This is a genomic window from Haloferax prahovense DSM 18310 (assembly GCF_000336815.1).
In the GTDB taxonomy this organism is placed as follows: Archaea; Halobacteriota; Halobacteria; order Halobacteriales; family Haloferacaceae; genus Haloferax; species Haloferax prahovense.
The window spans coordinates 1-22,003 of record NZ_AOLG01000035.1; the positions used below are offsets into that span (position 1 = coordinate 1).

Sequence of the window (22,003 nt, forward strand, 5' to 3'; positions counted from 1 at the left end):
CTCTTGGCCGTCACCCGCGGGCCGGACTACGAGCAGGCGACCCTGACGGCTCCCGCCCGCTCCGATGGATCGATCCAGTGGACGGAGACGGTTCCGGACGTGACTGGTTCGCCAGCAGTCGTCGACGGAACGTGTTACCTGGCGACGCGAGACGAGGACAACGCGGTGTACGCCTACACGTTGGATGGTACCCAACAGTGGAGCACACCTATCGACGGGGAGTGCTACACAGCAACCTGTGCGGATCGTGACGGCGTCTACGTCGGATTAACGGACGGCCGTATTGCAGCGCTCGATGCGACGACCGGTGAGCCACGCTGGAGCGAACAGATCGCCACGCCTGAGGAGTGCTGTCCGGATATTCAGGGCACACCGACAGTCGCCGACGGCCGTCTGTACGTCCCGGGCATCGCCGAGGAACTCGTCGCCGCCGATACCGCCGATGGAACCGTGCTATGGCGGACAACCGTCGTCGACGAGGATTACGGGAACGCGATCCCCTCACCAGCAGTCACAGCGGACACCGCGTACGTGAATACGTATCACGGAGGACTCGTTGCAATCGATATTTCGGACGGGTCGATTCACTGGCGGTCGGCTGAGAATGGCGATAATCAACCACCCGCTGTAGGTGACGGTGGTGTGGTCGTGCCGCGGAACGATTCAGTCGTTGCTTACGATACCGGTGACAAACATGCGTGGACGATTGAGATCACCGTCCCAGACATCGGGATGGCGGGCTACATCATGGACACTGAAGTCGCACTGGCACACGGAATGTGCTACGTTGGAACCGCAGATGGGCGGATCTACGCGATTGGTGCCAGCGGGTAAGATACGCAACTCTGTCTAATCAACATTGAGCCGATGCTTCACCATTGATATCCTCGTTATCCTGCAAAGGCGCATCCTCGTCGGTCATCGGTCGCGCAGTCGATCGCGAGCGGCCGCGAACCGAACGGGATCTGTATCGCCAGCCGCAGCCATCTCGTTAGCCGACTGGAGTTGCGAGTCGATAAGCCGATTCTGTTGGCGTGACCACTCACTATCGTCGTGCGTCCGAACGTACTCGGCCCACTGTTTGATCATCGCACGCCGTTGCTCGGTATTCCGCCGATGATCGTCTTCAAACGTTTTTGAGTTCAGCATAGTATTCCTCCACTCCAAGCTCGTTGACATACGTTTCGAGCTGCTCCGTGTTAAATCGTTCCTCGAAAGTCAGGTACAGGTGAAGTGCATCCTCGAAATCCTTTCCGCTGAGGCTGTCTGCGGCTTGCGCAAGCCGGAGTTTGTACGCGATTTGGAGTTCAAGCGGACTGATCTCGATCTGCCCTTCATCGAATGTCACCGTGAGGGGGTTCGCAAGGGCCTCACGCTCAACATCGTTTGAGACGAACCACGTCTCGAAGTTCGGGTACATCTCTCCTTCCTCAGCGATTCGGATCCGGCTGCCCTCGCTCAACATCGAATACATCTCATCAAGCGGCATCGCCATCCCCCAGTATCCTCGATCTTTGAGTTCCGTAACTAACTGTTCAGTCTCCGCTTCGGACAATGAATCCAGAATGACATCGATGTCTTCGGTTGATCGAGAACGCCCAGTGAGGATCGCGACGTACCCGCTAACGATGACGTAGGTAACATCGCAGGCGTCGAGGATCTGCGTGAACTCGAGTACATCTTTGTCGAGTTCTGAAAGCTCTCGTGAAACCGTGAGTGTGCCGTCACTGAGTTCCATCAGTTCTCTCCATGGAACCCCGATAAACTAAGCGCTGCGTCATCTGTGTCGGGACGCCCAGAACGAGCCTCGGGCGACCCCTCTCCGAGAGCGGATCGGTCCCCCAGACGACGTCGCCGTGTTCCCGGTCCTCGAACGCAGTCACTGTACATCTTCCATCTGGTCGGTCCGGAAATCCTCGAGACGCTCCTCGCCGTATTGTTCGGCTGCACTCTCATGGTGTCGGTGGAGCCGATAGGTCGACTGGAGCCGTTCCTTGTTGTCCGTGATCGCCCAGTACGGGCGCTTGTGCCGCACGAGACCGCGTTCCTTCAATCGTGAGAGGATCGCACTGACAGCGTCCGTCTCCAGCCCGAGTCGTTCGGCAATCGTCGCGGCCTTCCACGCCCGGTCGTCATTCTTGTCGAGGAACAGTACGATTCGCTCGGTGTCATTCCGTTCCTCGAATTCGTCGGCGTCAGCGTTTTCGAACTCGTCTATATCGATAGTACCGCTCGACATAGACCAGTGTTGGGTTTGTTGGGACATAGTTGTTTGGTGTGTTTGTTACGTTGGATGAGGGACTACCGTGCCCAGAAATGCAGGAGAGGGTCACGCGGTTCGTGTCACAGTCTGGGGGTTCAACAGAAGACAGTGATATGGTCGTCTTAACCAACAGAATCGAGATGATGTCGCCATTGGTCTTTTCAGGCGAAATGCAACAGGACCGTTTCTGACGGGACCAGTGGTGGTGGGAAAGTAGCGTATTCAACGTGGCCGTCTCGTTGTGACCTGAAAAGACCAACATTCGTTGGTTAAGATTGTCGATTGTAGAGTTGCCGCACCGGCTTCACACTGAACACATCGCTCGCCTCAACAGGTGCGCTGTGACTATGGTCGGTCGCCAGTGATGCTGTCTGCGAAAGTCGGTCGATTAACTCGTTGCGTACGGATTCCCGACTGATTGTCGTCTCATGCCATCCCAGACGCTCGTCATAATGACGTTTGCAGAACGTCTCTGCAACGTCATCAGCTGCGATGAACTGCGTTCGTTTTGTTCCCCACACGTTCGATGAGACGTACTCCGCACCGACATCCTCGTGAGTGAGTTCTACGAGGACGCACTCGACGAACGCGACAATCGAAGTGCGGTGACGGTTATTTGGGACAGTCAGATTGAGGTTTGACCACGGGGAGCGGGACTGTTTCGGGTTGTTCAGCGGCCTCTCGATGCTACGTGCGTGTTGCTGTTGCTCGGAATGCATGCGTTGTCTCCAGGGCACACCGATTGCCCCGTCACCCCTGACGGGGCTATAAAACGGAGATAGCTATTAGATATTACTCGGAGTTCCCACTGAACAAGCGTCTCGTTCGGCCGAGTAGCGAAGTATTGTCTGAGTTGGCTCTGTTGAAATCCTCAGAATGTGATATATTCTGCTCCGGTTGTGGTCAATACAGGTCATCTACGAATCGGGTAATGCCCGAACTCTGCTGAGCAGAATTATCTGCGATTTTGCCTCACGTCGGTATCCCATATGGGTTATTATAGTCGAGGTGTGAAACTGTTGCATATGAGTCAAGAGACGGAGAACGACGGTTGGATAGGGTCATCGATGGCAGTCGGTATCGGAGCTGGGTTTGGTATGATAATTGGCCTTGTCCTCGGCGTATTTATGGACAATATTGGGATAGGTATCGCACTTGGCTTGACTTTTGGTGCCGCAATCGGCGCTGTCGCTGGAATCGTGTTTAGACCTGTCTTGCTGAATCGCTAGATTCGCACGACCTACCTAACGGCTCTTTCACGAGGGGTCATGTCTGACTAATAGGATTTCAACAGAGCCTCTGAGTTGTCTTCGGTGCCACCGGTTCGTTGTCCTTGTTCACGGTCATCCTCGTCGCTCTGACCCGAAGGCTCTGCACTGAGGTCCTCAACCTGCCTTTCGAGTGCTGCGATACGCTCGTCTTTCTGTTCAATCGTCGCCTCAAGTTCGCTCACACGGGTAGACAACAACTGGTTCTTCTCGAGGAGATAGGCGTTGCGACGGCCCGGTTCGTCAGTATCCACAACGGTGGTCTCAGGCCCCGTTTCAAGCTTCGATTGCGTCGATTCGTTTCTTGGACTGGGGTCGTAGTACTCCGACGTCGCCTCGATCGCCCGGTCAATGGTTTTCTCACCGTACGTCGACCCGTCGGCGTAATGAACCTCGTCCCATTTCGCTCGAAGGAGTCCCGATTGTCGGAACAGCGTGTCCATCTGTGTCGTGTCTCCACCGGTCCAGAAGGCCAGCAGACAACACAGCGCCATGTCTGCTTCGGAGTTGCTGTCGTAGCCAGCGGTGTTCCCGTTCCACAGGCGTTCGAACTTCGGGCCGTTCGAAGCGTTCTTCGCTTTCTTCAGTAACTCGTCGTCTTCGAGGGAGATTGTGGGTGTGGTTTTGGCGTCGTCCCTGACGCTCGTATGTTCGTCACGTTCGGGTTCGAATTTCTCGGAGTGAAGTTGGACGTATTCACGGTGAATCGCTTCGAGCGCGTCCTGTCGGCGTTTGACGTGTCCGGACGTGTCGTCGACGCGGTTGCCGGTGACGGTGAAGAATCGTGCTGTGTCGTACAGTTCGATATGCCCACGTCGGTTTCGGCCTTCGGGGAGGTCCCCGTTGATGAGCACGTGATAGCCCGTTCCCGATGGTGAGATTTCCGTGTAGGAGTCGAGTCGGTCGATGATGTCCTGTGCGTCGTCGTCGACGTCACCCGTATCTGGGTCTCGGCAATCGTCCAAGTCGATGCCGACGATTGGGTCCTCAGCGGTGAACACGAAGCCGATTCCATCTGCTCTCCCATTGGTCACGAAGTCGAGTGCTGTTTCGAAATCCGACCATGTGTCTGAGTCCGTCGACGATGCGAATGATCCTTCTCCAGGGACCACTGGAATCTTCGTTTGCTTCCCGTCTCGTTTCTCACTTCGCCAGCATACCCATTGGTCTCGTTCGACGAGTTCTGGTGGGAGCGTTTCCTGTGTCACGAGTGTGGTAGTTTCTTTCGTCATTGTCGATTCACGGTTGTGGCTGCGCGCCTCTCGCGCCACGATAAAATCTCCCGAGCAATTGCTCGCCCGTCTACGACGGCCACCCCCCACCCTATACTAGTCGTTTTTTGCCGTAACAGATTTCCAAATCTGCGAGTAGAAGACTCGTACCGTGTGTGTACGCAATGTACGGCATTTTCTGAAGGCCCAGTAGATGTAACGCCATTCTCGGAGATGCCGTAACATGCCGCAGTCTTGCGTTTTTGCAGATATTGACGAACAAGTAGACGCCGTTGGCGTAACGGGAAAGAGAAACACGATAGAACGACACCAGAGGCCCCAGAGACCATGTTTTGACTGTGCATCACCTTTTACTCAGATTCTCCAGTGTAATGCCGTTGTAGCTGCGAACAACCTCACCATTGCGGCGCTCAGTTGAGCGCTCAAACACTATCTGATTGTTGAGACGTCTGCTGAACCAACTCTTTGAGTCAGGGCTGATTTGGTGCTGCTCAGCCCACATTTCATACGTCGAATACACCTCTGCGGCAGGGACTGAACTATGCTCGTCTTCGACTATCCATTCAGTTACGAATTGTTCGACAACTGCGTCTGGGTCGTCTTTCCAACCGGTCTCCAGAGTAGGTTCTGAAGAGGTGTCGGAATGGGGTTCGGATTGCTCCCTGTTTTCTTTGGTTTCGGCTAGGTCTTCCACGTGGGCATTCTCAAGGAGCGAATCGAGTGGCTTCCGTGAACCACCATCGTAGACGACTGCTTCATCGTCTTCAGAGAGGATGACAGTAGCATAGTCGTCTGTATCGTACGTTGGGTTCGGCAACTCATTTTCAGGGATGAACGGCTCTTTGATTTTCACCCACTCAGACTCGAATGCGTCCTTAGACTCGTAGACGTGTGTTTCCCCACGGCCATACACGAGATATTTGTCGACAGCTGGGTCGTAGCTGTACGTTGCTGGCACGCGCTCTTTGGTGACTGAAGGCCGTTCGGAGGCCCGGAGATACTCTGTGCCGGACCCATCCCGGAGAACAATCGAATCGTCCTCCAATGCCCACACAGTACGTCTCTGGTCGTCACCACCGTTCACAGGTCGAACTGCGGTAACACCGCCCTGTTCGGTCGCCCCACCGTTGAACATGAGCGGCGAATCGTAGGTGTAGAACCACGTTTCACCGTCTGCTAATTCTCGAATCGGTGGTGAAAGGATATTCTCAACACGTTCTGCCCAGTAGGTTTCCGTGTCTCCAGGACGGACAACAAATACAGGGAATGAACCCTCTTCTTGCGCTTTCCGAAGGTTTGTGAGCACCTTTGCGGGTTTCCCAGGTGTCGTCGTCTCAACCTCAATGGCGAATGTCTCCTCTAACTCTGGGTGAGTCGCTCGTGCATCAGGCATCTCACTTCCGTCCTGCGACAAAATCGAGACGGTAAACCCGAGTTTGGAGAGTTCTTCTTCAACCTCTAAGAGTGCTCCATCGTGGTCATCTCCACCAGCGGATCGAACGTCACCCGTGTCTGGCGTAGAAACATCTTCCCCCGCGGCACTCAGCTGGATGATTACTTCGTCAGCATCCACATCAATTTCCGTCTCGAGTAATCGAGAACGCTTCCGAATACTCGCTAACTCGTCGTACGATGGAACCTCGGCTTCGACCTCAGTGAACAACCGCCGAAGTTCGTCGTCAACTGCTTCGACTGCAACCCACCCGTTTTCTTCACGGACATCGTTTTGGAGTTGAATACTCCGAACAACCTTCGCGAGAACAACGTCTAACTCGTCGTCAGTAACGCTGAGAACCTCTTGAAGTTCTTCGGGCGTCTGTGTACTCGGTGCCGATGACTCAGAGACACCAAATTCGTTCTTAGCGCGTTTGTGCATCGTTGAAAGCGTCTCTTTGAATTCCTCTTCTTCCCGTTCAGAGAGTGGATAGTCGCTTTCTGGATGACCCGCTGGGATCGGCAGTGGCTCGAGACTCAATGGGAAGGGTCCAGTCTGCTTGAAGTTCGGGCTCGGGAGCTTTGCAATCCATTCGCCACGAGGCAGCGACCCAATTCGGTTGGTGAACTCTTCGGGGCCCATCCCCTCGTGAGACATCGCTTGGGCTAGTTTCCGGTCGACGCTGATTTGGCCGACGAGTGAGCTTCCGATGTTGTTCAGAGTGTTCAAGTAGACTTTCCGCCCACCTTCGGCTTCGATCTGCTCAGGGTATTGCATCGACAGCCCGACAGAGAGTCGGAACGCCCGACCCTTTTCTAACAGATCATTCATCAAGCCAGAGACAACGACCGAGGAGGCTTCGTCGACGAAGAGATTGACAACATAGTCATCCGGGTAGTCGTTCACCTTGCGCCTTCGTTCTTTGAGCGCCTCGTAAAGGTTCGAGAACACAACACCCGTCACGAGCCGAGAGGCTTCACCCGAAAGCTCGCCAAGGTCTAAGAGGATGATTTTGTCCTCGTCAAGGATGTCACGGAAGTCAAACCGAGGCTCCGTGTTGTTGAACATCGGGAGCAAGTTGGTGTCTAGCGAAAGGTGGGCAAGACGAGATCCGATACCGCTTACTCTCATCGAGAATGAAGCCGGGTCAAGTTCGAGTAGTCGCCGAAGCAGACGTGTGACTTCCTCATTACTCGATTTGGGTAAGTCTTCGAACGTTGGGGTCGGTGGTCCCGCCCTCGTGAGTTGGTCAACTGCATACTCCAACTGCCGGTGGGCAAAGTAGTCCGCAGACTCTCGATACAGCCCGTTTTCTCGGCCATGCTGTTCGTCAAAGAGCGCCTTGATGAGGACCTTAATCAGGGTTGGAGAGCTGATAGCCGAGTCATACTTGTCGGTCCCGACGGCAAGTTTCAGAATCTCTTCGTAGTGGTTGGCCTTCTGTTGGACTGCATCAGTACGCCGACTCCCATTCTCTAAGGCGGGTTTGATGTTGAAAAACGAGAACCCAGGGAGCACATCCGGTATCGGGAAGTGGATGACGTTCTCTTCGAGGTCGGTTGTACCGAAACGCCGAGCGTGTGCTCGCATGTAGTTCTCAGCCATTCCGTCACCTTTCGGTTCGATGGCGATGACTGGCCCCTTGGTATTCTCGTGAAGCGAGAGGATTTCGTTGATGAAGGCCTTAGACTTCCCTGCGCCAGTGGTCCCGAATCGGCCATAGTGAGTTGTCAGCAGATCCGGTGGGATACACACCGGAACGTCTTCGGGCTCCCTGTTCCCGTCCAGAGCGTACCCAATCGCCATCCCATCGCGGAACTCTCCCATGAGGTCCTGATGGGGCCGTGGGAGTGGATTCCGACTTTGTTGTTCAGCACGTGTCCCCCGTGCACCCTCGACGCTGAGTTGCTCACCCGACGGAACAAGGAGGAAGTTCGCTAACTCATCAGCGTTTAAGATGAGGTCTGGGCGTGTCTTCTTTTTCCGCCAACTAGTCGTTAATTCACAGTTCAGAACGTTTCTGAGATGCTTGCGAGCGTTCTTTCGCCTTGTCCATTTGAACCAGCCCTTGTGTTCCGTTCGCCGTCCATTGAGGCCGTAGAACGGCCCGTCAAGTGGGTCGAACACTGGAGGAATGGACGCGAGTTGAGAAGCTAGGTCATCGGTATCAGCGTCGACTGGTGGAACAGCGACCGTTCGAAGGTTGACTGAATAGGTCTTCTTCGGACGCTTCGCAGTAATTCGGTCAATACGATCTTGGACACTGTCCGGCAGGTTACGTTCTCGCCGGCGACGTCTGTCTTCGTAATCGTAATCGTCGAATTCGAAAATCGGACCGATGTACCGTTGCGCGAATGTGTCTCGCCCATCTTTGAGGTCTTCGACGCGCAGTTCGGCGTCTGCTTTCCATTCAGGACGCCGCTGGAAGACAACCTGGAATCCGATTGGGTGATCAAAGTCGCTCAAGTGTTCGATGAGTGTCGATAACGGCGTGATCGTGATTTCAGCACCTGCGTCCTCGCCTGCAGTCGCCTTCGTGAACGGAACGAGCGTCGTCATCCAATCCCGCTTTCTCTCGGCAGTCCCCCGCCACTGGACGCCGACTGGCTGGAGTTGGTCTATCGACGGGCGAGCGTGGACTGGTTCTGAGTCAACCTCGTGCTCCTGTTCATCGGATTCTGCCAAGTCATCATCTTCATCATGCTCGTCAAACTCATCCCATAGCTGCCCGGCTTCGAGTGCTTCCTCGAATTCTTCGCGGGTGTACTCCCGCTCGGGGATAAGTTTCTGAGCGGGGTCTAGTTCCGTACGCTCGATGTCAAACGTCGACGGGTAGATCGACAGAAGTCGCGACTCGAGCGTATCGAGGTGCTCAGTTGCCCCGTAGTAGAACTCAACCGGCCTATCGGTACCCTCGCTTATCGCGAGGAATTCGAAGCGTGGGGGCTCAGAGGAGTTGAGTGGGTTCAATTTACTGAGCAGCCCGGTCTCCGAGGTCGTCGATAGCTTGTGGAGACTGCTGAGGACCTCGACAATACCGTTGGTCCCGAGTTCTTCGGACGTCGGTGTGACGCGAAGATACTCACGCTCCATCTTCGGACACCTCCTGAGAACCACCGTCAGTTTTAGCGGAAGCTGTGGGGTGTTCACTCGAAAGAGAGTTGTCTCGAAGCTCTTCACGAACTGCCTGTATCTCGGGGTCAACTGTGTCTCCTCCAGCACCTGGAAGCGACTCAGCAGACGATTCAGTCGGGTCGAAGTCGATGACCTGTTTCTCTTTGGGCATCGCCTCAACACGGATTCCACGCCACTCGCCGTCAACGCCGACAAGAGCTTCAGAATAGCCAGCATCTTCGTTTCCGGGAATCGCGTCCTGGACGAAGCGCATCTGGGCGTAGTTCAATCCGAACTCTTTGGCCCACGTTTCGTCCATGCCATCGAGATGGTGGAACTGCTTGACTGCACACTGGTCGAGAATTGCTTCGGACTCTGTGTGTTCGAAGAACTCGTCAACCGTCTGTGTGACCAACCGAATCGAGAGATTGTGGTGTCGGTGGTGACGGAACACCGTCTCCAAGAACGCCAGACTCGCGGCGTCCTGCATGATGTACCGCGCTTCGTCGATAACGAACACAACCTCCTTGTCGGTCTCTTTCGCCCGCTCGTAGACGAGCGAGATGAGAAGTTGCATCGTCAGTGCCGTACTGCTGTTGACGCTGCCTTCTTGTTGGGCTAGATCAAGGTAGATGACCTTCTCGTCACGGATGTTGAAATCCGAGGCCCTGCCGAGATTCGAATATCTCCCCTCGTCTTCGAAGGGTCGAAGCTGGTCGAGAAGCCACGTTGCGTCGTCACGGAGCTTGCTCGCTTCGGCGTCAGTCCGGACAACGAAGTCTTCGGGAGACTCGACCATCTCCTCGAAGACGTCCATCATATCACGGACAGTCGGGCTTGGGTTGCCGTGTGTGGCGATATCGTCGGTGATTCCTTGTCGCTCGTATGAACGCTTGAGACCGAGTTCGAGCGTTGTCCGGCGGTCTTCGAGCGAGATGCCACGGAGTGCGAAGTAGTTCGTCAGGAAACTCATCGCGTCGTCGAGTTTCTCGTTGAATGGACTCGCGTCCTCACCCATCGCCCGCTGGATATGCTCTGGTGTCTGGCGAATCTCTAGTGGGTTCAGTCCAAGTGTCCCACCAACTGTGATTCGTTTGGCGTTGAGCGCTTCAGCGACACCCGCCCAGTTGTTGAGCGGTTCGAGGATGATTCCGATTCGGTCCTTACTCTGCTCGATAGACCGAATGAAGTTCTGCTTCGATCCAAAGGATTTGCCGGAGCCAGTGTCCCCGACCGTGAACATCGCATAGCCGTTGTCACGCGCGAATGGGTCGATGACGACCGGGCTGTGCGTGTCTTTGTGGATTCCGAACTCCACGCCTCCTTCTTCGAGAATTGTCGCGTTGTGTGGCGATGCAAGGAGGGCACCAACAGCCCCACCAAGGGCAATTGACTCTCGGCCAAAGACGTTGTCGCCGATCGGTGCTGCAGATTGTATCGCCAAGTCCTGTTTACAGATGGCCGTCTTTGGCGTGAGACTGGCAGGCTCATCGCGGAGTGCACTCTTCACACTCTGGACGGCGTCACGTAGTTCATCACGTGTGTCGGCGCGAACGGTGACGAAGAGCGCCTGGTCGAAGACACTGGTTCCACTCTCAACAGCGTTGTACGTCGCAGCCGCTTGGTTCGCGCGTTGTTGGAGATAGCCACTTCGAACGCTCTTTTCTAGGTCAGCGTCAACTTGGAGGTCATCAGCGATGTCTTGGAGTTCGTTCAGAGCACGCTTCTGGTTCTTTGGCCGGATATGGGCAGTGAGATCGAACTCGACGTCTGTCAGCTGGAACAGGTCGCTGAGGTAGCCGTCGTTCGGGTAGTCCGGGTAATCAGTAATCGAGAGTGTCGTCGTCCACTGCTCGCCGACGTGGGCTGCACGGGTTTCCCATTCGACAGCGGCGGGTGCAATCGTCGTCTTGTGTGATTCTGCGATGTCGTCGAGGAGCCGTCCATCAGTATGGCCCGTTTCCAGTGTCTCCTCGTCAAACACATCTGAGAAGTCAACTTCGGGCGCTTTCTCAGTTGTGCGGCGTTTCCACGCAACGACTCCAATGAGACCAACTGTGAGCAACCCAGCGGCGTAGAGCATCGCACCCTCCGGTGACGTCGGTTGTTGAACCCACTCAAGGGTCTGGGTGATGAGTTCACTCTCGATCTGGAGGGTGAAACTACGCATCGAAACCATCCTCCCGGCGAGAACTCCGGATAATTGGTTGGTCTCGAATCACTCGCCTGGGGTTGTCGTAGTCGTGCTCGTGACCGTTCCAGAAGTCCATCGTCAACACGAACAACTCGACCGTGCTGAGTCGACGAGCGGACCATCCCGATGCCTGCTGGATGAATCCCGACTCGATACTAGCAATCTTGCTATCGAGCGTTTCGAACATTCGAGCACGTTGTTCGGCTTCTGAGAGGTCTTCGCGGCGGGTAACGAACGGGTTGAATAGGAACCCAATGACAGGGATATCGGTCAACTTCTCTGCCGGGGTTCGCTCATCGTCGGAACGGTCGTAGATTTCGAGTGGCGACGCTTCGACACCGATAAAGAAGCGTATCTGTTGAGTCCCACGCTCTCGCATCGCCCGTGGGCGTCGCTCGCGGTACTCTTCGAGGAGTTCTCGAAAGATGGGGTTTCGAGAGACGTCTTCGTCGGAAAGGCGCTGTTCGATGTTCTCGGTGAGTTGTTCGACCGGGAACGACCGGGTCGTCGCATGGAATTTGAGTTTCGAGTCAAGTTCTTTGTTCGCGAACTCAGCCCCCGCTTCTTGCAACCCGGCCCAATCATCGGACATGGCGAAGTCCATGTTTCCGGGATTGATTTCGATGAACGCCTCCATCGCGCCGTCCGATCGCTGTATGGCTCCAGCACCGGGCCACGCCCGTTCAACGTTGGTGAGGTCCTGTGTCCGTTCGTCGGGAGTGAACGGGGTGTAGTTCGCGAGGCCACCATCGTTTCGAGCAGAGTTGTCCTCCGATTCGGCTGCGCTGAACGTTCGACGCGGCCGTTTCGCAAACCGATACACGTCCTTCGCCCATGTCCACGCATTGAGGTGGTCGGGGGCGACGTACACGATGGCCGCCCCCAGGCCAAGCCCTCCAGCGATGAGTGGGAGTGAGAGTGAGTCGATTCCGAGGAGGCCGGCGATGAACAGTCCCACGAGTGGGAAGGCGATGAGGACACCAACGTCTCCCTCCTCGACATTGAGGAATGGGATGCGGCTTTCCTCACCGAATTGGTCCATGATACGGCGTGCTGCTGCGTCTGAATCTGTCGACATGATGAATTAGGAATTGTAGTTGTGCGGGTCGTTCTCGGTTCGACGATACGAGGTTGTGTTCTGGGTGTCAGAGCTCTCGTTGCTCCTCCCAGCGGCTTTCTGTGCGATTACTTGCCCGGCGGCAGCCTTGGGGCCCCATCGAGCGGCGGTTGTGGCGACTCCAGCGCCACCAAGGTATGCACCCGTGGCGACGCTTCCGACGACCACTGCGCCTCTGCTGGCCGACCCAATGGCCTTCGCAGTCAGCGGAGTTGCGTAGGAGAACGTCTTCCACGTGAGATAGAGTGCGATGACGGGGAGTGAGACGGCGACGAGATACTGGAGGAAGGCAGTTGCGGGGCTGATGGCCCCACTGGCGAACAACAGGTCGTAGCCTTTGAACACGACCGCTGCCGGGAGTGGGAGAACGACTAAGGGAACGAACCGTTTTGCAAAGCCGGTCGCGATGTCAGAGAGAACGGGGATGTTTCCGTATCCGAGTGCGATAGCAATCGGCATCCCATAGACATAGACGTACAGCAGGATTTCGCGGATGAAAAAGAGCGCCTCAATTGCCCACATCGAGATTCCGCCGAGTGCTGCAAGAAGGAGTCCTAATATTGGATTGAAAGTGATTGTGTTCAGGAATCCACCGAGTACCCTTGACAGGCTGGAAAGAGATGGAACAAGGGCGATGGTAAATCCGTCTACAAGGTACAGAGAGATGGTACCAACCCAGTACCACGAGATGATGAAAACAGCACCAGTCCAGGCATTTTTCTTTGTTTTTCGGGCCTCATACGTACTCCCCATATTGAAGATACGAATCACATGTCGAGCCTGGACACTCATCACGAGCAGTAGCAGCGCAATGAGCATGATTTCGCCACCAACAAGCGAGTCCCTAATCTGAATCCACGGGCTGTTCGACGGGATGCCAAACACAAACGCACCGTTTGTCTGTGGGGTAGGTGTACCGAATAGCTCAGCAGAGAGTGCAGTGTAACCAGTCTGGATTCCTTCAGTGAACGAATCTGTGAGCCACTCGATGACATCTTTGAATCCTTCTAAAACGACGTCTATGAGATCAACCATGGTCAGATCACACTGATTTCGACCTCGCAGTCGGTCATTGTCTCAGAGCCGGAGTATTTGACTCCGAATCTCTCCGAAACCTCGTCACCAGAAACTCGTGTTCCAACATGGACAGAGAATTCACCGGTGTCTGTGTCCACACTACAACCCATACCCTCGTCGCCGGTCTGTGCACTAAATGGGAGAGAGTTACTGTACACATCTCTGGTCTCGCCAGCCGGGATAACTACCTCATCAGCCTCATAGATCCCCTCGTTCCGTGGGTTCTCAGCCGGATTAGGAACATCACCTAGGAATCGAAGTGAGATTGCTGCATCAGGACCAGTTCCAGAATTACGGATTGAAACAAACGCTTCACTGTCTTTTCTTCGGTCAGTCTTACTCTCACCGTACACCTCGTCCCACGGCTTGTCAGGATTGTTTCTGAAAAGCCCGACATCGACGATTTCGAGTTCGGGTCGAACCTCTAGACTCGTCTCGTCGACAGTATCCTCACCCTGAACCGCTAACACACGGTATTCGCCAGAGTCGTACGTAGTTCCAATCTCGAACGAAACCTGTTGAGCGCCGGCAGCAACATCGCGTCGTCCGAACAACTCGCCATTCGGTTGAATGAGATTGACCCGCTCTACGTTAGCCTCAGAACCAAGCTCAACAACAAGTGAGGTTCCCTCGACAGCGACTCTATTCAGGTCACCCTGGCTGTCAGAGTCGTCAGTCGCGGTGGTAGTCCCATCACCGGTCTCACCACCGCCGTTGAGACAGCCAGCGAGACCAGCAAGTGAAAGACCTGCTGCGGTTTGGAGGACGGTACGTCTATTGAAATGTAATTGATCTTGGTTCATGGATATCGTTGAGAATCCTCTCGTGGTCCGAAGAATCGGAGGACGCGCTTTCCGGCGTAGAACATCACGATGAACGGGATGAACTGCCAACCGACCTCGACGAATAGCGCAAACCACCCATCGAGTGTGCCGAGAGGGTGCCATCGCGCAGTCGCCGTGTCGGAAACGTACGCGGGGTTAGCCACAAGCCACGTACTGGGGTGGTATCGTGCTGTGTAGAATCCCGGTTGGCCGACCGTCACGACCGCAACGCCAGACTCGTTCGTCCGAACTTGCTGGTCGGCAATCGTGATGTACCCACCACCGGGTTCGCCATTGAGTGTTCCCTGGCGTTCGTCAGCTGTGAGGTCAATCGGTGTACCCGTCTCGTTGTCCCGAAGCTCAACTCGGATTGTTGCTTGGTCGTTCGTCTGATCGATCACCTCTGCAGTCAGCCGACTTTCACGGAGCTCACGCTCTGGGCCACCACCAACGTCAGAGGCGGAGGGAGTGGCGTTGATGCCACGGACGATACCAGCAACACGAAGTGCATCGCGGTCGACCTCGTCTGCTCGAACAGCTAGGCCATAAGTGGGCGTGTACGACTGGTCGACGACTTCGACTGAGACGGTGTCTGCAATAGTGGCCTGTGGACTCGTGCGCTCTTGGCCCCACGAATCGATTATCGTCGGTCCATCACGAATCGGTTCAGTCCGTGGGCCAATTCGTGACGGATACGCGTGGACATACACTGGGAGGGCATCTGATGTGACCTCCGTCTCGTTCGATTCGGTTGCTCGAACAAGTGTATCCCATCGGGGATCACGAGCCGTGTAAAAACGCCAGACACCGCGAACACTCGACTCTCCATCCTCGGTGAGGGAGTACCCTTGCCACGGACGTGACTGGAAGATTGCAACCCCAGTGTCGCCATTGGGATACTCGGCGTAGTAGGAGTACGCACGCAGATTGTAGACCTCGACGTCGACCGAATCAGAGACAGTAATCGTCTCACTCGGGTACGTGACCTCTGTCTGGGTTCGGTTTTCAATCGGCGTTTCCGTCGTCTTCTCGAGTTGGACTTCGACGTCGGCTTCGAGTGTGAGCGTCGTACTCCACGCCTCGTTGAGTTCGTAGTCGAATTCGGGCGTGTGAGTTCCCGAAGACTGAGCGACGACGTCGTCACCTGCTTTCAGGCGTACTTCCGTGATTTCGTCGTCGACGAGTGACCACGAGACATCCGAGTTGTTCGATTGGCTCCCGTTCGGGATGCGAACACGATAATCGACGAAGCCACGAACAGTGCCGTCGGGGGCGACGTAGAGTGAGGTGTCGCCTGCTTCGAGATGTCCTCGCGTGGATGGGTGGACAGCGAATAGTGTCGCGTGTGCATCCTCGATGAAGACGCCATCTTCGAGAGAAGCGTGCTCTGGGTGCAGCGACGTCTGTGAATCGCCGGCTTCCAAGTCACCGAAATCATTGCGTGTCCACGTCGCTGCGGTCGTCGGCGGACGCGTGAACGTGATGTCCGTGCCGTTTGCGAGTTGGTGGATTGCAGTTCGGTTCTCGCCGTAACGTTGGCGGTACTCGGTCTCGTTCATGTAGTCGTCAGAGTCACGAGACCACAGCGTCGCCGATTCGTTCTCGGTCAATCCGTTGTCTTCTGTTCCCGGACGTGGTGGGGTTGCAGTCACAAGCCCCGCGATGCTACTCACTACGAGAAGGCAAGCAACCACAACGGACCACACATCAGTACGCATCAGGGCAATTCGGGGAAGTGTATCTCCGAGTTACCAGGGTGCGAGGTCGACACACTGGGCCATCGGTAGCCCCAACATCGAGCCAACAACCGTGTACAGCGGTCCGAGCACGGCGAGGATGAGCGCGGATTTCAACGCTGCGAGTTTGTGGCGCTTGAGGCTCTTCTTTTGGTCGTGACTCATCGTGAATACCTCGGCAAGGGAGTCGGCCTGCCAGACAATGACGAGTCCGATAATACCGAGAGTGGTGCTTATCTGGAAGAAGCCCTCAATCATTCCGGGGAGTTTGTCTGCACTGCAGATGACACCCTGTTGTGCTGCGGCAGGTTGTGCGAGCAAAGCTAAGCTCAAGATGGCAGTCGTCACGATGACGCGGCGAGCCGAACCAAGCCGAGTCGATTCTTGAGTTGAACTGGAGACTGTATTGGGAGCGTTGTTGTCTGATTTGAACATGTACATCGAAATTTTATGAGCCTATCCCAAGGCCCTATTCTCAACAATGTTTAATTCAGGCAAGGATTAAATTCTGTTGATTAAGAAAATTGTAGATAGAATACTAATATCTAGAATTTTTCTAGATTTAAATACAAGAGTTAATTGGCATACGCCACGGAGATCACGGAGCCAAACCCAGCTCGGATTCCCCTCTTATTTGACCCATGTGAAATTAGCGTATTACTGTGATATCGACATTCAGTCAGGAGTTTTGAACGTCACACACCACATTTCATCTGTTCTTCGACGCGAACCCGGGATCAGTAAGAGGCCAAATCAGACTCACATTGAATCAGATCAGTACTAAACACCCAGTCAGCAATCACGGGTCGGGTGACCGTGCAATCCCACCTCGAATCTTTGAATTGTAGTCGCTTTGACCAACCAGCGTTGCCAGTATTGCCAGTAACCACACCAGTACTGCCAGTGCACGATCTGTAGTAAAGCAAGTAACGACCCCGAGTTTCAGATGAACTTAGCTCCAAGAGAGAGATGACTTATTTGTGAAAGCTTGTAGATACAGGGCCGGAAGAAGTTGATTTACAGAGACTCGAGGAGAAGGCTAATGACCTTAGTCGTGTGGAGGACGTCAACGAAGAACCTCTGCACACACACACACACCGGTTTGCACGAGCTTTTTCACACGTGACTGCACCCACTACCGGATTATTCCACAGTCAAACAAACACAATGATCAGATTTCATGCTAATGCGGGTACGGTACACATCCTTAGATAATAAACTTTTCTGTTATCCTAGATTGGAGTGTGGTCTCAACTGAAAGCATACTCTCGCAGGAAATAGCTCATGCAAAGTGGTGTGTGTGTCCTATAGCTCCTGACGAGAAGCGACAGAGATGAATAGTCGTCTGTTCCATCTATCCGGTTCGGTTAAGACCGAGACAGCCGGATCGTTATCGTACTCGATCTGAGTGGCTACGTCCAAACATCCAATCTCGGCGAGTTCACCGAACAAGTATGGTCGTCAGTATTCTGGACATATCCTTGGCAGTGTTAACAGAACTCCACATCTGAAACATCCGTATACACGTGCACACACCGGCTTGCACGAGCTTTCCCAGAACACGTCTCTTAACAAATTCAGAATGACAAGTCAATAACTCCTTTTTCACATCGCCGGTGACGCTCTCGCGAGCTCAACAACTATTCAACGAATTCTGGACTGCTTCGAGCCTTCAGAGAACAATTGCTTCGTCCGATCGTCCTCCTGTAATACTTCTCGAATTAACTCCTCACGAATATCTAATTCATACAAAAAGAACGAGCCACCATTCAGACCCTCGTTGCGCTGCGTCTTCTTCAAGAATCCCTTCATCAACAGCTGAGACAACCGGCTTCGAATTGTTCGGATGGATTTGACGTCTGCGTCAATTGCTCTCGCGGCTCTATCATAATAATCGTAAATATCGGTAGAACGGGCTGGGAGTAAGCCTTTGTCTGCCATCCGAAGCATCGCAAACAACGTTAGATGGCTTTGGGACGGCAACGCCTCCAGCTCATCCTTGGCCTTACCGGCTTCAACCAAGTCCTGTGCAGCGCGGACGTGTCGCTCCTCAACCATCGACACATCCTCGCTTCTCGCTAAATCACCTGATTTATACAATAACTTCAATGCCTGACGTGCACTTCCGGTCTCTTGCCCGGCGAATGCTGCACAAAGTGGGATGACGTCGTCTGCGAGTGCCCCGTCGACGAAGGCATTTCCTGCACGGTCGTGGAGGATTGTACGGAGCTGATTTGAATCGTATGGGGGAAAGTGGATCTCGTCTTCTGCGAGAGAGTCTTGGACCCGAGCGTCGAGTTGGTCGCGAAACGTGAAGTCATTCGAAATCCCGATAACACCGAGTTTGACGTTGTTTGGGTCAACCTTGCCGTTGGCGTTCGCCCGTGGTAATTGATAAAGGATGTCATCGTCTGTTCCAACACTATCGATCTCGTCGAGGACGATGAGAAGATGTGTTGCGTCGATGTCGTTGATGTGTTGCCAGAGTTTCGCGAGGACCGCTCCATGTGAGTGGCCAGTTCCAGAGATCTGATTTTCAGGTTCTCGAAACGTGTTCACAAGTTCAACGGTAACCTGGTACGAGCTTGTTAGATTTTTGCAGAGAACGTACGTGACCTCTACATTGAGGTCATCGAAATTTTCTTGATCTTGCTTGAGTCGGTCGAGAACCATCTCTGTTGCAATGGATTTTCCGACCCCAGTTTGGCCATACAAAAATATGTTTTTAGGTACCTCGCCTTTCACAACGGGCTTGAGCGCGTTTTGGAACTCTCTGAGTTCGCGATCTCGCTCGACAAGGGTTTCGGGTGTATAGGTGTCGCGGAGGACGGATTCACGGCGGAAGATTGGGTCGTCATCGGTGAACGGCTCCAAGCTCATTGATACCACCCTCTCAAGGATTATTCTTAAAACCTCGCTTCAGGAGTTTCAGGAGCTTCAGGAGTTTCACGAGAGGCTCGTGCAAACCGGTGTGTACACGCATATTCGAATACCAAAATAGCTCGTGCAAAGTGGTGTGTCTATGGGAATACCTGTGCAGATGTATGTGGGTAGATGCTCGTGCAAAGCGGTGTGTCTATAGGGGGTATATCTGCGTAGATGTATGTGGGAAAAAGCTCGTGCAAAGAGGTGTGTCCATATACACAATTCATAGATAGCTCATGAAATGAGGTGTGTACATGCATAATCGTGTAGCCGTGTTTGGCTCTGTTGAAATCTACAGATAATCAAGGCAGAGTGCTAGGGGCTTGACCCCGAGGCAATTCACGATTCGGAGATCAAGTTTGCCACCTACAACGCCAATCAGTTGACGACGATCCTTGAGCGGCGTGCCGACCGCGGCTTTGTCGACGGGGACGCGATCCCGCTCTGTTCGGCGTTCGCTGCCCAAGATGAAGGGAGCGTCAGGCAGACGATTCGGCTCCTGTATAAGGCCGGTGAGCTGGCGTTGCATGGTGACGACGACGTCGTTCACCTTTCTCCGATGTTGGAGAGACGAGCTTGGATTTCGTCGGTATCGGCATTCGAGAGTGCTTCGAGACCGAACTGAACGAGAAGCGGGTAGAAATGACGATTCTTCTTGAACTCGTCACGGTCCGCTTTTCGGAGTTTCAGCTGGGACTCGAGGTACGTGTCCTCCATATCGTCGAGGATACTATCTGGGATATAGATCGTTCGGCCGTTCCACTCGTCCTTAATGTTCGTTTTATTCGTTCTGTTCGTTTTGTTCGGTGAATTCGTTTCTTTCGTTTCTGTCGATGAACTGGCTTCAGCGGTCTCAGTCACCTCGTTTGTCTCGTTTGTTTCCTCTACTTCCTCGTCGTCATCGTAGTTGCCTTCGATACCCGAGGCGCTTCCCCAACCATCGCTCATGCTTCAACCTCCAGGGCTGAGGTTTTCTCGAAGGTTTCGTCGAGCAGGTCTGCGATGTCGTTGAATAGCGAGCGGGCGTCTTCGACGCGCTTATTCTCCTTACTGAAGCCGAAGATCGATACGCCCTCACCAATCGATTGCGAGAGATCCGTTCGCTTCGGGATCTCGAAGAGAGGTAGCGAGTAGGCAGATTTGATTTCCTCAATCGTGTTCCGGTGTTCAGCGTTCTGCTCGACCCGATTGCACACAATAGCGAGGCGGTTGACGTCTCCGTAGGCTGGCTCAAGGGACTGAAGTTGTTTTGCGAAAATTCGGAGACTATTGGCATTGAGCGTCTCGGGGAGTACTGGAATGATAACGCTCCGCGTCGCGACGAGGGCGTTATCGGTGAGAACATTGAGCGACGGTGGAGTATCGACGACGATGTAGTCGTAGTCCTTGTTGAGTTTGTCGAGAGTCATTCCCAGACGCTCTCGGCTTTTGGGCGCTTCAAGCAGCGTTTGGATGTTCTTATTGTTCGCAAGCTTCTCGCTAGCAGGAAGAATATCAAACTCTTCGTGCTCGACGATGATGTCATTCACTAACTCCATCTGATCGAAGTCAAGGACATCGAAGAGCGTGGTGCGGTCAGTATCGTAGTACAGATCGCTGTAGCCGAGTGAGCATGTGAGTCCACCGTGATAGTCGATATCGACCAAGAGGACGTCGTGCCCCCGGGCAGCAAGCGCTCCACCGGTGTGAATAACGTCGGTTGTCTTCCCCGCGCCTCCCTTCTGGTTTGCTACAGTAATTCGTGCGGCGTTAGTGTCGGTCATTTCTTTCGTTCCACTCTGTTAGTTCGTTGCGTTCGTTGCGTTCGTTGCGTTCAGCAAGGGCGTTTCATTCGGTGAATGAATCACTACGGAATTAAAACCAACTATTCGTTTCGCTCGTTGAATGAAACGAATTCATTTCAACTATTGCGTTCGTTTCATTCGTTTCTATCATTTACTTCAATGAATGCGTCTGCAGCCGGTATAGTCGATCAGTTTTATTCTGTGGACGGTTCATATCTCTCTCATTCGTTTCATTCGTTTTGTTCGTTTTGTTCGGGTGGTCGCGAGGTTGTACCGGCGACACTCGCAAAGGCGGAATTCTCTTGTACGCGCCCGATTCTGACGGGTGGTGCGTCACCTAGTTGGACGCTAAGAACGATGAAGAACGTGGGCCTGTGGGCCGGTCGGTGTAGAGTGTATGAACAATCGTGCGGCGCTGTATCCCCTACTCGCTGCCTTCGTCGCTCCTTGAGGAAGGAGGCTTAGCGCCTATCTCCTGCTAAACATTTTTCGTGCGCTATCTTTTTGAAGGCGAGAATCCCGCCGTTTACGGTGGGCGTGAAGCCGACAACACCTACACGAACCACCATCGGTTGCAGGCCAAATACCCAACGACTGCAAGCCTTTATTAGAATTGGGTGTGTTGAAATCGGAACGGCCAAATGAAGTACAACCTCGAAACCCGGTCGCACACAGTCTACGCGCTCCAATATCACTTCGTAACCGTCACGAAGTACCGCGCAGACCTACTCACCGACGAAATCGCAGAGCGTATCGGTGAGATTGCCAGCGACATCTCCGAGGACTTCGGCGTGAGCATCCAGAACGTCAACGGCGGTTCCGACCATGTTCACATTCTGTTCACGGCGAAGCCAACGACCGACCTCACCAAGTTCATCAACTCACTCAAGGGCGTCACATCCCGCAAAATCCGTGATGAGAACCCCGAGGTTCGGCAGGCACTCGACAAGGCGTTCTGGCAACCGGGGTATTTCCTCGCCACCACCGGCCAAGTGAGCATCGACGTACTCATGAAGTACGTGGAGGAGCAGTAG

At 54.1% G+C, this 22,003-nt stretch carries 15 protein-coding genes and 1 pseudogene; 3 read left to right on the forward strand and 13 right to left on the reverse strand.

Translation table 11 applies throughout. The features are described 5' to 3' along the window. The coding region (locus C457_RS10780) for an outer membrane protein assembly factor BamB family protein (RefSeq protein WP_008094534.1) at positions 1-834 on the forward strand (834 nt) is incomplete at its 5' end. Between the two features lie 292 nt (positions 835-1,126). Here the strand turns inward: C457_RS10780 and C457_RS10785 are convergent. From C457_RS10785 to C457_RS10835, 11 genes and pseudogenes are all read right to left on the reverse strand, one after another. Next, entirely contained in the window at positions 1,127-1,738 is a 612-nt protein-coding gene (locus C457_RS10785; protein ID WP_008094535.1) for a hypothetical protein, read from the reverse strand. Positions 1,739-1,879: 141 nt separating this feature from the next. After that, positions 1,880-2,239 (reverse strand): MarR family transcriptional regulator, encoded by a 360-nt coding sequence (locus tag C457_RS10790; RefSeq protein WP_008094536.1) that lies wholly within the window; start codon positions 2,237-2,239, stop codon positions 1,880-1,882. 1,407 nt (positions 2,240-3,646) lie between these two features. Next, positions 3,647-4,763, reverse strand: a pseudogene (locus C457_RS10800) (phage NrS-1 polymerase family protein); the annotation flags it as partial. A gap of 343 nt (positions 4,764-5,106) precedes the next feature. Continuing rightward, positions 5,107-9,291: a hypothetical protein gene (locus C457_RS10805; RefSeq protein ID WP_008094542.1), complete on the reverse strand. Its 4,185-nt coding sequence runs from the start codon at positions 9,289-9,291 to the stop codon at positions 5,107-5,109. After that, positions 9,281-11,482 carry a VirB4 family type IV secretion system protein gene (locus tag C457_RS10810; protein WP_008094544.1) on the reverse strand — a complete coding sequence of 734 codons (2,202 nt, stop codon included), beginning with the start codon at positions 11,480-11,482 and terminating at the stop codon, positions 9,281-9,283. Before C457_RS10810 ends, C457_RS10805 begins: the two co-directional genes overlap by 11 nt. Next, positions 11,475-12,584 carry a hypothetical protein gene (locus tag C457_RS10815; protein WP_008094546.1) on the reverse strand — a complete coding sequence of 370 codons (1,110 nt, stop codon included), beginning with the start codon at positions 12,582-12,584 and terminating at the stop codon, positions 11,475-11,477. Before C457_RS10815 ends, C457_RS10810 begins: the two co-directional genes overlap by 8 nt. A 6-nt stretch (positions 12,585-12,590) precedes the next feature. Then, positions 12,591-13,658 carry a hypothetical protein gene (locus C457_RS10820; protein WP_008094549.1) on the reverse strand — a complete coding sequence of 356 codons (1,068 nt, stop codon included), beginning with the start codon at positions 13,656-13,658 and terminating at the stop codon, positions 12,591-12,593. 2 nt (positions 13,659-13,660) lie between these two features. Beyond that, on the reverse strand, positions 13,661-14,503 hold the full coding sequence (locus C457_RS19625) for a hypothetical protein (protein WP_083864282.1): 843 nt from the start codon (positions 14,501-14,503) through the stop codon (positions 13,661-13,663). Beyond that, complete coding sequence (locus C457_RS10825) at positions 14,500-16,083, reverse strand: hypothetical protein (RefSeq protein WP_008094550.1); 1,584 nt, start codon at positions 16,081-16,083, stop codon at positions 14,500-14,502. Before C457_RS10825 ends, C457_RS19625 begins: the two co-directional genes overlap by 4 nt. 189 nt (positions 16,084-16,272) lie before the next feature. Next, positions 16,273-16,608, reverse strand: a complete 336-nt coding sequence (locus C457_RS19630; protein ID WP_204365662.1) for a hypothetical protein — start codon at positions 16,606-16,608, stop codon at positions 16,273-16,275. A 1,296-nt stretch (positions 16,609-17,904) separates the two neighbouring features. Next, entirely contained in the window at positions 17,905-19,140 is a 1,236-nt protein-coding gene (locus C457_RS10835; RefSeq protein ID WP_008094552.1) for a Cdc6/Cdc18 family protein, read from the reverse strand. A 427-nt stretch (positions 19,141-19,567) separates the two neighbouring features. Here C457_RS10835 and C457_RS21175 point away from each other — a divergent pair, with 427 nt between their 5' ends. Continuing rightward, positions 19,568-19,810, forward strand: coding sequence for a hypothetical protein (locus C457_RS21175; protein ID WP_394295177.1), 243 nt, complete (start codon positions 19,568-19,570; stop codon positions 19,808-19,810). Here C457_RS21175 and C457_RS10840 read toward each other — a convergent pair. Together C457_RS10840 and C457_RS10845 are read right to left on the reverse strand one after the other, a co-directional pair. Continuing rightward, positions 19,732-20,133: a hypothetical protein gene (locus tag C457_RS10840; protein WP_008094556.1), complete on the reverse strand. Its 402-nt coding sequence runs from the start codon at positions 20,131-20,133 to the stop codon at positions 19,732-19,734. The genes C457_RS21175 and C457_RS10840 overlap by 79 nt on opposite strands. Next, positions 20,130-20,948: a ParA family protein gene (locus C457_RS10845; RefSeq protein WP_008094558.1), complete on the reverse strand. Its 819-nt coding sequence runs from the start codon at positions 20,946-20,948 to the stop codon at positions 20,130-20,132. Before C457_RS10845 ends, C457_RS10840 begins: the two co-directional genes overlap by 4 nt. 662 nt (positions 20,949-21,610) lie before the next feature. On the opposite strand from C457_RS10845, the gene tnpA reads away from it, so the two are divergent. Next, positions 21,611-22,003 (forward strand): IS200/IS605 family transposase, encoded by a 393-nt coding sequence (tnpA, locus tag C457_RS10850; protein ID WP_008094559.1) that lies wholly within the window; start codon positions 21,611-21,613, stop codon positions 22,001-22,003.